Source organism: Hyphococcus sp. D3-15, assembly GCF_055809375.1.
This window is the reverse complement of record NZ_CM147910.1, coordinates 1498764-1511538: the sequence shown is the minus strand read 5'-3', so window position 1 is coordinate 1511538 and position 12775 is coordinate 1498764. Positions and strand designations below refer to the sequence as shown.

Annotated in this window: 10 protein-coding genes; 7 read left to right on the top strand and 3 right to left on the bottom strand. The window is 59.6% G+C overall.

Annotated features, from left to right (window positions below):
• Positions 1 to 8 precede the first annotated feature (8 nt).
• Together AC0L8G_RS07440 and AC0L8G_RS07435 are read left to right on the top strand one after the other, a co-directional pair.
• Positions 9 to 371: a very short patch repair endonuclease gene (locus AC0L8G_RS07440; RefSeq protein WP_473388835.1), complete on the top strand. Its 363-nt coding sequence runs from the start codon at positions 9 to 11 to the stop codon at positions 369 to 371.
• A gap of 72 nt (positions 372 to 443) precedes the next feature.
• Positions 444 to 749 carry a GNAT family N-acetyltransferase gene (locus AC0L8G_RS07435; RefSeq protein ID WP_473388063.1) on the top strand — a complete coding sequence of 102 codons (306 nt, stop codon included), beginning with the start codon at positions 444 to 446 and terminating at the stop codon, positions 747 to 749.
• Positions 750 to 756: 7 nt separating this feature from the next.
• Here AC0L8G_RS07435 and AC0L8G_RS07430 read toward each other — a convergent pair whose 3' ends face one another.
• The 3 genes from AC0L8G_RS07430 to AC0L8G_RS07420 form a co-directional block, all read right to left on the bottom strand.
• Positions 757 to 948: a hypothetical protein gene (locus AC0L8G_RS07430; protein WP_473388062.1), complete on the bottom strand. Its 192-nt coding sequence runs from the start codon at positions 946 to 948 to the stop codon at positions 757 to 759.
• Positions 949 to 1118: 170 nt separating this feature from the next.
• Positions 1119 to 2981 carry a DUF885 domain-containing protein gene (locus AC0L8G_RS07425; RefSeq protein WP_473388061.1) on the bottom strand — a complete coding sequence of 621 codons (1863 nt, stop codon included), beginning with the start codon at positions 2979 to 2981 and terminating at the stop codon, positions 1119 to 1121.
• A gap of 171 nt (positions 2982 to 3152) precedes the next feature.
• Positions 3153 to 4937: an acyl-CoA dehydrogenase C-terminal domain-containing protein gene (locus tag AC0L8G_RS07420; protein WP_473388060.1), complete on the bottom strand. Its 1785-nt coding sequence runs from the start codon at positions 4935 to 4937 to the stop codon at positions 3153 to 3155.
• Positions 4938 to 5268: 331 nt separating this feature from the next.
• Between AC0L8G_RS07420 and AC0L8G_RS07415 the strand changes: the two genes are divergently transcribed.
• The 5 genes from AC0L8G_RS07415 to AC0L8G_RS07395 all read left to right on the top strand — a co-directional run bounded on the left by AC0L8G_RS07415 (position 5269) and on the right by AC0L8G_RS07395 (position 12734).
• Positions 5269 to 7347 (top strand): response regulator, encoded by a 2079-nt coding sequence (locus AC0L8G_RS07415; RefSeq protein WP_473388058.1) that lies wholly within the window; start codon positions 5269 to 5271, stop codon positions 7345 to 7347.
• A gap of 225 nt (positions 7348 to 7572) precedes the next feature.
• Entirely contained in the window at positions 7573 to 10434 is a 2862-nt protein-coding gene (locus AC0L8G_RS07410) for a tetratricopeptide repeat protein (RefSeq protein WP_473388057.1), read from the top strand.
• 99 nt (positions 10435 to 10533) lie between these two features.
• Entirely contained in the window at positions 10534 to 11448 is a 915-nt protein-coding gene (locus AC0L8G_RS07405; RefSeq protein WP_473388056.1) for a sulfite exporter TauE/SafE family protein, read from the top strand.
• Positions 11445 to 12188 (top strand): TIGR02186 family protein, encoded by a 744-nt coding sequence (locus AC0L8G_RS07400; RefSeq protein ID WP_473388055.1) that lies wholly within the window; start codon positions 11445 to 11447, stop codon positions 12186 to 12188. The genes AC0L8G_RS07405 and AC0L8G_RS07400 overlap by 4 nt, the downstream gene beginning before the upstream one ends.
• A 57-nt stretch (positions 12189 to 12245) precedes the next feature.
• Complete coding sequence (locus AC0L8G_RS07395) at positions 12246 to 12734, top strand: DUF3429 family protein (protein WP_473388053.1); 489 nt, start codon at positions 12246 to 12248, stop codon at positions 12732 to 12734.
• The last annotated feature ends 41 nt before the right edge of the window (positions 12735 to 12775 follow it).

Genomic DNA, 12775 nt, shown 5'->3' with positions numbered 1-12775 from the left:
CTGAAGTGATGCGCGCGGTCAAAGGCCGCGACACCAAGCCGGAAGTCTTCCTGCGCAAACGGCTTTTCGCCCTCGGCTATCGCTATCGCCTCAATGTCAAAGGGCTTCCGGGCAAACCCGACATCGTTTTTCCAAAACACAAGACAGTGATTTTCGTGCATGGCTGCTTCTGGCACGGTCATCGCTGCAAGCGCGGAAACCGGCAGCCGAAACAGAACGCCGAATACTGGCGCGAAAAAATCGCGCGCAACAAGGCGCGAGACAAAGCCAATGAAGCAGCTTTGAAAAAGCTTGGCTGGCGGGTGATCACCATTTGGGAATGCGAGATTAAAACGCTTGAGCCGGCAAGTCTCAAGATCAAGAAATCTTGATTTGAATTGGCGCCCGCGCGCGGCGCTGGTCTGCTACAAAGCGCCGACGCTATGGATTCCAGAAAGGCCGTCATGACCGAGTCCAGCCCCGACAATGACTTGAATATTCAGCATCAACGCCAGGATGGTCGCGGGCGCTATTGGGCTCGCGTCTCCGGCGGCGAGGCGGAATTGACCTACATATTGCGCAACGACGGCGTGATGATCATCGATCACACTTTTACGCCGCCACAAGCGCGTGGCCAGAGCATTGCGCGCAAACTCGTGGAGCACGTCATCGCGGAGGCCCGCAAGGACGGATTTCTCATCGAGCCGCAATGCCCCTATGTGGACAAGCTTTTTCAGCGGCGCGCGGAATGGGCGCCGCTGCGCGCATAATTGCGCGCTAAGCGCGATAGGCGGCGTGAACCGCCCGCCCCTTTTCCTCATAGCCAAAGGCGGCGGCCGCCTCCGGTGTTTCGTTGAGAAGGGAAACCGCACGCTCGAAAGCGTCAATATTGGTGCAGCGAAGCGAAACCCGTTTCACTTCGGCGCCCTTATTGTTCACAAGCTCGAACCGGTAAGGTTTTTTGGTCATTTCTTTACTCCATCGGCGTTCAAAACGCCTGTTCGTCACATGGAGCAACAGCACTTTTTGCAGATCATGCACGCACAATCTTCTGCATGGATTGGGCTACGCCTGGGCGGTTAACAACCTCCTAATGCGCAGCCCAACCGAGATGAACAATTGGTGAGCTTTGCGGCCGGTCAATCGGCCTTTTCTTTGGCGACCCACTCATCAACACGGCGTTCCAGAATCTCCAACGGCAGCGCGCCGCCGCCCAGCACCGTGTCGTGGAAGCCCCTAATGTCAAATTTTTCGCCGAGTTCGGATCTCGCTTCTTCGCGCAGCTCCAATATCTTCAGCATACCGATTTTATAAGCGGTCGCCTGTCCCGGCCAAGCGATATAGCGCTGAACCTCAGATCTGATCTGGCCTTCTGCGGCGGGAGAATTGGCCATGAAGTAAGCGACGGCTTCTTCCTCGGTCCAGCCCTTGGAATGCACGCCCGTATCGACAACCAGGCGGATGGCGCGCCAGATTTCGGTCGTCAGGCGGCCAAAGTCAGAATACGGATCCTTATAAGCGCCCATTTCCTTGGCCAGGAGTTCGGAGTAAAGCCCCCACCCTTCCTGATAGGCGGTGAACCCCGCTTGCGTGCGGAATTGCGGGACGCTTGTCAGCTCTTGCGCGATCGAGATCTGCATATGATGACCCGGATTACCTTCATGATAGGCGATCACTTCCAATTGCGGGATCGGCATCGCACCCATATCCGACAAATGCGCGTAATAGACACCGGCGCGCGAACCATCCGGCGTGCCGGGGAAGTAGTGTTGCGCGGCGCCGGGCTGCTCGCGGAACGCCTCTACCCGTTTCACTTCAAGGCCGGCCTTTGGCAATATGCCGAAATAGTCCGGCAGCTCCGCATTGATGTAATCGAGATACGCCGTCGCCGCATCAATATAGGCTTGGCGTCCTTCATCGGTGTTCGGATAGTAGAATTGCTTGTCTTCGCGCACGAACTCAAAAAATTCCTGCAAGGTTCCTTCAAACCCGACCAGCGTCTTGATCGCCTCCATCTCGCCCTTGATGCGCGCGACCTCGCTAAGGCCGATCTGATGGACTTCTTCCGGGGTCAAATCCGTCGTCGTCGAATGCGCAAGCCGTTCGGCGTAATAAGCTTCGCCATTGGGGTTTTTGCCGACACCGGTGGCGATCTCGTCGCTATTGAGGCGATCTTCTTCAAACCAGGCGATCAGCGCTTCATAGGCCGGCGCCAATTCATCGAGCAGCGCAGCGCGCGCCGCCGCCTGTAACTCGTCCGCTTTCGCCTGATCGATCTTTCCCGCATCGACAAGCGCCGCGATTTTTGTTTTTGCGTCGGCCCAGATCGGGCTGTCACCCTCGCCTGCAAACGGCGCGCCGGTGATGATCGCACGGGATTGCTCCAGCACGCCGTCATAAGCGAAGCGCGGCGGGCGCGACCCTGCCTCTGCGTTCAGCTTCGCCGATTCCAGCAGCTGCCCCAACGCCCGCGAGGCGCCGCCAATACGCGCAACATAGGCGTCCATGTCGGAAGGCTCATCGACTTTGTGGAACGCGATCAGGAATTGCGCGAGGAATGCCTGCGGCCCCTGCATCTGTGTGAAAACATAAGCATTGCGACGAAACTTGTCGGCCTCCGCCGCGCGCTCATACTGGTAGACCCAGATATCGTAGGAAGTCTTCGCTTCAGGCGTCAGCTTGGAGCGGTCGAAGGTTTTCTTCAGCTCTTCGACAGACAGACGCCGCCATTCGAGTTGCGCATCCTGCCCCGCTTCAGACAGGTCGTCGATTTTGTCATAGTCTGTTTTGTCGCCCAGAAAGGTGCGCTGAATCGGGCTGAATTCAAGCTGCTCTTCGTATTTGGCGTCGAACCATGCATTGAGCCTCTCCGTTTCCGCCGCGATATCTTCCGCTGAGGGCGTGGCCGCGACGGAAACCGCCTTGGGGTTTTCCGGCGCGCCTTGCTGTCCGCACGCCACAAGCGAGGTTGTTCCCAAAAGCAAAGCAATCATCAAACGCATAGCGCACCTTTTTGTTCGGTTCATTTCGGCCGAGGCCCCCAAAAATTTCCGGCATCGTAAAGGGTTCACGAATGACGGCAATTGAAATACGGCGAGACGAATAAAAAAGGCGGCGCCCGGATGCATTCTCTGGGCGCCGCCTGTTTTCGCGGGAAATCTTGGAGGATCGCTCTAAAAAGCCTCCGCCGGAAGCGCCATCATCGCGTCAGCGCCGGTTTTCACCTTGTCGAGATGCATGCCGGTTTCCGGCAGAATGCGCTCGACGAAATAGCGCCCGGTGATGAGCTTGTTCTTGTAGAACTCGTCGCCGGAGTCCTTTTTCTCAATCGCCGCCTTCGCCGACTGCGCCCAGGCATAGGACAAGGCCGTAAGCGCGAACAGGCAAAGATAGTCCATCGAGGATGCGCCCGCATTGTTGAAATTGGACATGGCGTTGGCGCCCATCCATTGCGTCGCCTCAAGCGTACGCCCCTTGGCCAGCGCGAGCCCGTCAAGGAAAGGCTTCAATTCTTCGTCGCCCTGATTGTCGGCGATGAATTCATCGACTTCCGCAAAGAAGGTTTGCCAGGCGCGGCCGCCATCCTTCATGAGCTTGCGGCCCACAAGGTCGAGCGCCTGAATACCGTTCGCGCCCTCATAGATCATGGCGATGCGCGCATCGCGCACAAACTGCTCCATGCCCCATTCCTGAATATAGCCGTGACCGCCCAGCACTTGCTGTGCGTTGGTGGCGTGCCAATATCCTTTTTCCGTCAGATAGGATTTCAGGATCGGGGTCATTAGCCCCATATAATCATCCGCCTTCTGACGGGTTGCTTCATCTTCGGCCTTGGTGTGAAGATCGCCATATAGCGCTGACCAATACATCCAGGCGCGCGCGCCCTCCGTAAAGGCGCGATGATCCATCAGCATGCGCCGCACATCCGGGTGCACGATAATCGGATCAGCCGCCTTTTCAGGCTCGGCAGGCCCGGTCAGCGCCCGCCCCTGAAGGCGGTCTTTCGCATAGGCGGCGCCATTCTGATATGCGACTTCTGAAATCGCCATGCCCTGCAGGCCGACGCCGAGCCGCGCTTCGTTCATCATGGTGAACATGGCGCGCAGGCCTTTATTCTCTTCGCCAAGCAAATAGCCCACCGCGTCATCGTAATTCAGGACGCAGGTGGAATTGGCGTGAATGCCCATCTTTTCTTCGATGGAGCCGCAAGTGACGCCATTGCGTTCACCGAGCGAGCCGTCTTCCTTGATGAGGAATTTCGGCACGATGAACAGTGAAATGCCTTTCACCCCTTCCGGCGCGCCTTCAATGCGCGCGAGGACAAGGTGGATGATGTTATCGGTGAGGTCATGCTCGCCGGCGGAAATGAAAATTTTCTGGCCGGAGATTTTGTAGCTGCCGTCGCCCTGCGGTATCGCCTTCGATTTGAGCAAGCCGAGATCGGTGCCGCAATGAGGCTCCGTGAGGTTCATCGTTCCGCCCCACTCGCCGGCGATCATATTCGGCAGATAGGTTTTCTTCTGCTCGTCCGTACCGTGGTGATAGATTGCGTCCGCGGCGCCGCGCGCCAGTCCCGGATACATGCCGAACGCCATATTCGCCGCCGACACCATTTCCGACACCGCCACCGCCAGAATATAGGGCAAGCCCTGACCGCCATATTCAGGATCGAAGGACAAGCCCTGCCAGCCGCCCTGCTTGTAGATCTCATAGGCTTCCTTGAAGCCTTTGGGCGTGGTCACCGAACCGTCCGGGTGACGGGTGCAACCTTCCTTGTCGCCGGAGTGATTGATCGGGTGGAGGACATTCGCCGCCAGCTTGGCGCCTTCCTCAAGAATGGCCTCGACCACATCCTCGCTCGCATCCGAGAAACCGGGGAGGTTCGAGTATTTCGAAATCTGCAGGACGTCATTGAGGACGAACTGCATGTCTTTTAGCGGCGCATTATAGCTGGTCATGTTTTTCCTCGGCTGGTCGGTGGTCGGCGTTCAGGGTTGGGTCGCGGCGCATGGTCATGCATAGGCGAACATTCAGGGCGGCATTTACACCAGTTTGCCAGCAACAGCGGTAAAAAACACGCGTGAATGGCAGTTCTCCACAGATTAACGCCCTTTTAACCCGCCCCTGCGGCAAGACATTATTAAGGAATGAAGCCCGCCGGCTTCAAGATCAGGCGCTGCGGCGCGCCTGTGCGTCCGCCCTTACCCAACGTAAAGGATTTCCACAGCATACTAGTCACGGGAAAGAAAAAACGACTAAAGCCCAAGATGAGCCGATGGGAAACGCTCTATGACCAAGCAACGTCAGGCGGAGGTAGACCTCCTTGCCAGTGATCGCGACGCCCTTGCGGCGCTTGTCGAGCAGCATGACATGCTGGTGCAGGCCATCCATGCGATGCCGCAAATGTTCTATGTCGTCAAAGACGACAAAGTTCTGTTTTGCAATCGCCAGCTCGCCGAATTTTACGACCTGCCCGAAGGCGTAACCGTCGCCGGAACGCCCTGGAACGAGATGATGCAGGCAATGCTGTCTGCGAACATGTCCGACAAGGCGACGCGCGTTGAGGAAATGAAGTCCGAAGTCCTTCGGCGGCTTCATGACAATGGAAAATTCCGCCGCTCCTGGGCGCTCGAAGACGGACGCCACCTCGTCATCGAGGCGATGGAGTGCGACGACGAAACCATCATCGTCACCTACTCCGATGTCACTGCGCTGAAAAACGCGCAGCGCAAAGCGGAAGCCAGCGAACGCGCCAAGGCGGCGTTCCTCGCCAATATGAGTCACGAGATCCGCACGCCGATGAACGGCGTCATGGGCATGGCCGAATTGCTATGCGCGACGCCATTGTCTGATGCGCAGACGGTCTATGCGTCGACCATTATGAAATCCGGCGAAGCGCTCCTCACGATCATCAACGATATTCTCGACTTTTCGAAAATCGACGCCGGACAGATGAAGCTGCATACGGCGCCGTTTTCCATCGCTGAAGCGATTGAAGATGTGGCGGTGCTGATCTCCTCGCGCATTCGCGACAAGGATCTGGAACTCGCGGTTCGCATACAACAGGACTTGCCGGCGATTTTTGTCGGCGACGCCGGCCGGATCCGCCAGATTCTCACCAATCTTATGGGCAACGCCTCCAAGTTCACCGATGCCGGTCATGTGCTGACGGATTTATCCGGCGAGCCATGCGACGAAGGTTACAAGCTGACCTTCAAGATTATCGACACCGGCATGGGCATCCCTGAAGAAAAATGCGCCAGCATTTTTGAAAAATTCAGCCAGGTCGACGACTCCGCTTCGCGCAAGCATGAAGGCACCGGGCTCGGCCTCGCGATTTCCGCGTCGCTTGTGCATTTGATGGGCGGTGAAATCGGCGTTGAAAGCCGTCCCGGCGAGGGGTCCACATTCTGGTTTTCAATTACGCTGCCGGTTTTCGCCGCCGAAGAAAAACCCGCCACACTGCCTGTCGACGTGTCCGGCGCCTATATCGCCGTTATCGACGACAATGAGGTGAACCGGACGATCCTGAAGGAGCAACTGAGCGGCTGGGGCTACAAATGCTCTTTGTACCAGAGCGGGCATGAAGGGCTTTCCGCCATTAGAGAGCAAGCCCAGCAAGGCGCCGCGCCAGACCTGCTGATCCTTGATCACCACATGCCCGGCATGACCGGCGCCGATGTCGCGACGTTGCTGCGCGGCGATCCGACCTTCAAGACCCTGCCGATTGTCATGCTGACCTCCGTCGATGAAGCCACCGGCGGCGCCGAGTTCATGTCGCTGGGCGTTAATGCGCATCTGACCAAGCCCGCCCGTTCGACCTTGCTGTTCGATACGATTATTCGCGTCCTGCAGGATCATGCGCGGTCGCAACACCAAACCGACGCCGCGCCCGAAGCGAAAACGGGGGCGATTGCGGAGACAGCGCAAGCCGGCGCGCCGACGGATGAAGCCGCGCCATTAGCCACGCCGACAGGCGGGCTGGACGTGCTCGCCGCCGAGGACAATGAGGTCAACCGCCTCGTCCTCACCCATATTCTGAAAGAAACCGGCCTGACCTTCAAAATCGCGATGAACGGCAAAGAGGCCCTGGAGCTTTACGCCGAACGCTCGCCAGCGGTTATCCTGATGGATATCTCGATGCCGGATATGAACGGCCTCGACGCCACGCGCGCGATCCGCGAGGCCGAGGCGGAAAGCGGCAAGCACACGCCGATTATCGCCCTCACCGCCCATGCGATGAAAGACGATAAAGACAAATGCCTCGAAGCGGGCATGGATGATTACATCTCAAAGCCGATTTCGGCGGCGCGCTTGAAAGACCGGTTGGCGCACTGGATGCGCACCGCTGCGGAAGCCGCAGCCTAGGCGGTCACTGGTTTTCCCCGGACCGCAATCCGCACCCCCCTTGCGGGCCGAATCAGCTTTAACGTTTCATTAATAATTGGAGCTTTTTCCTGTCCGCTTAAGGCTTTGCGCCCCTCGCGAAGCAGCTTAACGGTGACCTGTTCGACTTGGAGCATTATTGTGCCTGGCGCACTGGCTCTAGTTGGCGGGAGGGGAACTCGCCCCAGCGAAACACGGTGGAAGACCATGAAATCGAACGCCCCCTGGAGCGTCAAAGGAATTGAACGCGATGCGCGCGAGACGGCGAAAGAAGCCGCGCGCCGGGAGGGCATGACCGTCGGAGAATGGCTGAATCAGATGATTTACAGCCAGGCCGAGGGCGGCGAAGGCGCCGCGCTTGCCGATTCCGAGGTCGAAGGCCTGAAGCTCCGCGATATCGTCACCGCAATCGAGCATTTGCGCAATCGTGTCGTCGATGCTGAATCCAAACAATCCGCCGCGCTTTCCGAACTCACCCGCAGCATGGGCGGCTTTGTCGAACGCGTGCAGCGCCTTGAGCGCGTAAAACCGGTGGATGGCTCCTATCAGGATATCGCCCAGCGCGTGGAATCGCTGGAACGCGCCGGCGGCGACCGCCATCGCATCGACGCCTTGAAGGCGCTTGAAAAAGCCGTGGCGCAGGTCGCGATCCAATTCAACAACGCCCAACGCACGACCCTGACCCGGCTCGACTCCGCCGAAGCCCAGCTTCAGGAATTCGCCGCACGCATCGACAATGTCGGCGATAGCGGTTCGAGCGATCCTGCTGAAATCGGCTCCCTGAAAACCGCCATTGAAGGTCTCGCGGAACGCGTCGCAAAAGCAGAGCGCATTGCGGAGGAAGCGGCGAGCCTGCGCGGTGAAGCCGCTGAGTCTTCCGATCCGGAATTCATTGAACGGACCGGCGCGCGCCTGCGCGTCCTGGGCGATGAGATCAAGCGCGGCGGCGACCAGATCCGCACGCTTGAAGGCACCATCACCAAGCTGTCCGGCCAGATTGAAGCTGCAGAAAAGCGCAGCGCCGACGGCGTCCAGAAAGTCGCCGAGACCATCGCCGAAGTGCGCTCGCAATTGCTCAAGGAAGATGGCGGCGGCACGGAGGAAGTCGAAGCCTTGCTTGCCAGCGTCAAGCGCGAAACCGAAGAACGCCTTGAAGGGCTGCAAAGTTCGCTCGAAGAAATGAATGCGCGCTTTGATGCGCTGGCCAGCGCCGCCGCTGAAGCGCCCGCGCCTGCGGCGGAACCCGCCGCCACTGTTGAAACGGCGGAAGATGACAACCTCGCCGCCGAAATAGAAGACGCGCTTTCCAGCACGCCCGCATCGGCGCCGGCCCGCTCCGCCGCCGCGCGCGCCCCTGCCCCGAACATCATCACGGCCGAGCCCGGCGATGTCGCCGAAGAAATCGAAGACGCCGTCGCCGCCATCGAAGCGGAGGCGGAGGCCGAAACGGATTCCGATCCCTTTGCTTTCTCCGACGAAATTGACGCTGAAAGCGAAGATGACAGCGCAGATGATTTCAGCTTCCAGATCGACGATGAAGCAGGCGCGGCGGATGAAGAAGACGCCGACGACGACATCACCGTCAGTGCCGAAGACGACAATGAAAGCGCAAAAGACGCGCGGTCGCTGCTCGCTGAAGTGCGCAACGCCCTTTCCGGCGACGGCGTAGCGGAAAAAGCTGCGCCGCAAGACGATGAGGATGACGACATCAGCGCGCTATTCGCCGATGACGAAGATAACGACGGTAGCGATGAAGACGATGACCGGCAGGCGCCCAACACCGCCTCGCTTGCACCTGCCGCGACAGATGTAAGCGACGATGAAGAGGCTGACGCTGGAGAAGACGAAAAGCCAAAAGAAGACATGGTGCAGGCTGCACGCCGCCGCGCGCGCGAAGCCGCCGAGCGCAACGCCGCGATGGAAAACCGTCCGCGCCGCGGACAACTGACGGCGAAGCAGCGCGCCATTCTGGCCGCCCGCGCGCGCCAGAAACGCGCCGCCGAAGAAGACGACACAGCGCAAGAACTCGCAGCGCCGGCAATGGCAATCCCCGGCGACGCTCCGACAATAGATCGCGATGAAGACGAAGATGAGAGCCCGCAGGGCCGCTTCGGCAAGATCGCGGCGGCGCTGTCATCTGCGCGCGCACGGATCGGGCGCAAGAAAGACAGCGACGAAGACGATGTTGAAGAGGCGCCGGCGGCGACCGATGAGCGTATCAAGTTCGATGACGAATCCGTTCAGCGCAATGGCGACCGGGCCGCGCTCGACACGCTGCAATCCACTGCTTCTGCACGGCCGCTGACCATCGCTCTCGCCGTCGCCATCATTCTGGCGATCGCGGCGCTTGCCTATCTCGTCAAGGATTTCGTCTTCAAACCGGATGCCGCCGCGACCCGTTCCGCCGCGCAGACGGAACGCCCGACCATCGAGCCCGTCGCCGAAGGCGAAACGACGCTGACATCGGTTCCCGACGCCCCGGCGATCGATCCGCAATCGCTTTATCTTGAAAGCATGAATTCGCTCGCCGCCGCGCAGACGGAAGACGAAGCGCTGGGCGCCGTTCGCCAGCTTCAGGACGCCGCCGCCCTAGGCTTCCCGCCGGCGCAATTACAGCTTGGCGAACTCTACAAAACCGGCCAGGGCGTTGAACAGGATCTTGGCCAGGCGCGCGTCTGGTTCCGCCGCGCCGCGAATGGCGGCAATGTTCTCGCCATGCACCGCATCGGCGTCATGACCGCACGCGGAGACGGCGGCGCCGCCGATCCGCAGGAAGCCATCGCCTGGTTCGAGCAGGCGGCGAATTTCGGCCTTGTCGATTCACAATATAATCTTGGCGCGATCTTCCACCCGAGCGATGACGCCGCTTCTTCGGTACAGGATGCCGGCAAGGCCTATTACTGGTACTCGCTGGCCGCGCGGAACGGCGATGATCAGGCCCAGCCGCTCGCCGCCGGCGTCGCTGTCGCCTTGTCACCGGAGCAACGCGCAGATCTTGATGCGCGCGTCTCCGCCTGGACAGCCAAACCCGCCGACCAGGTCGCCAACACCACCGCCGCCGCGAACTAAGCGCGCCCGCTCCATTGCTCGGGTTTGCTTGCTTCGCGCCGCCGGGCGCGCCTATAAGATTCGCACCGCAGCAGCGTTCCTGATTTCCGGCGTAGCCTCATGCAACTCTATCTCCCCATCGCGGAGATGCCCGTCGATCCGTTTGTGGTGATCACCATGGGCGCCGCTGTCGGGTTTTTATCGGGCATGTTCGGCGTTGGCGGCGGCTTTTTAATGACGCCGCTGCTGATCTTCTACGGCATTCCCCCCGCCGTCGCCGTCGGCAGCGAGACCGTGCAGATCACCGCCTCATCCGTTTCCGGCGCGCTCGGCCATATCAAACGCAAGACCGTCGATTTTCAAATGGGCGGCTTTCTGGTCGCCGGCGGCGCTGTCGGCTCGGTCATCGGCGTCTTGTTGTTTCGCGCATTTTTGAAAACCGGGCAGATCGAAACCCTGATCTCGGTTTCCTATGTGATTTTTCTCGGCGCTATTGGCGCGCTGATGCTCACGGAATCGCTGCGCGCGCTGTTTCGCTCAACCGATGTGAAACGCCGTGCGAGAAAGCGCCGGAGCCCCGCCTGGATGGCCGGCCTGCCCTTTCCCATGCGCTTTCGCACCTCCGGGCTGTATATCAGTCCCTTGCCGCCAATCGTGCTCGGTTTCCTGATCGGCATGCTGGGCGCGGTGATGGGGGTCGGCGGCGGCTTCATCATGGTCCCTGCGATGCTCTATATTCTCAACATGCCCACCAATGTGGTGGTCGGCACGTCGCTGTTTCACATCATCTTCGTCACCGCGATCACGACGCTCCTGCACGCAGCCGCAAACCATACCGTCGATATCGTGCTCGCCATGTTGCTGGTCTTAGGCGGCGTCATCGGCGCACAGCTTGGGGTGCGCGCGGGCATCAAACTCAAAGGCGAACAATTGCGCGCGCTGCTGGCGCTGCTCGTGCTCGGCGTCTGCGCCAGACTGCTGATCGGTCTTGCATTGCCGCCGGGCTCTTTCTTCATTGTGGAGGGCGCGCGATGAAAGCCGCTCTCTTTTCCCTCAGCTTGTTGGCGTCGCAGGCGGTCGCGGCCGATATCGACATCGCCCTTACAGACGACCGGGTAGATGTCGACACAGGCTTCGCCGGCGCGCGGCTGACTTTGTTCGGCTCCATCACGGGCGTTGATGACCCGTCAAAGCTCGACATGATCTCGGTCATTCGCGGCCCTGACGCGCGCTTTGACGTGCGCCAGATGCAAAAGAACGCGCTGATCTGGACGCCGGGCTCCAAATACACGATTGGCCCAGCGCCCGGACTTTACCTCACCTATTCGACCAGGCCCGTTGACGATATTGCGCCGCTGCCCGCCCAGGCCGAGTATCATCTTGATGCGGATTATCTGGACATCGCCGTTGATGCGCATGCAGAGGCGCAATCGCAAAACCAGGCGCTATATCGCAGCGCCTTTTTGAGCGAAGCGGAAGCCATCGGGCTTTATCAAGCCAGCACAACCGGCATCGACTTTAAAAAAGGCGCATTGTTCACCATCTCCGCTCACCTGCCCGCCAATACGCCGGTGGGCGAATATGACGTGGCGGTGTATCTCTTTCGCAATGGCGAGATGATCGGCTCTGATTCAGCAGCGCTCGCGGTCAACCGTGCGGGTATGGAGCGGCGCATCTATGATTTCGCCCATCAGCGGCCGGTTTCCTACGGCATTCTATGTGTCGCGCTGTCCCTGCTCTCCGGGTGGATTGGCAGCCTCGCATTTCGCAAATGACATTTTTGGTCTATCCTTCGCGCGAGCGGGTAAGCGAAGTGCGTTGGGAGAGCATGGGTGGCGAAAATTCGGCAACAGGCGGAGATGACCAAGCTTGGCGTATACGGGCTGGCGCCCTTCTACCTCGCCGCCGCGGCGCTTTGGATCAGCCCGTATCTGCTGCCGCAGCCATTCGCTCTCGACTTCCATCGGATTGCGCTGGCCTATGGCGCGGTGATTGTCGCCTATCTCGCAGGCGCCGGGGCCGGCACAACGCTCACGCCGGCGCAAAAATTGCGCGAGTCCTTTTTACCCGGACAGCTCATCACGCTCGCGGCTTTCGCGGCGATCATTCCTGACGGCGTCTTTTATCTCTCCCTCGGCGCGGTCTGGCGGCATGTGATCATCCTGATCCTGCTGGTCTATTTGCTGATGCGCGATCTCAACGCAACAAATGCCGGGCTGTTTCCGAAATGGTACGGCGCGTTGCGCACGCGGCTCACCTTCTGGGCCGGTCTGGCGCTGCTATTAATTATAAGCCGTCTGCTGCTTTGGGGTTATTACTAAGCGTGTCGCGCTTTCAATCCGAAAACCGGCAACCACTTTTC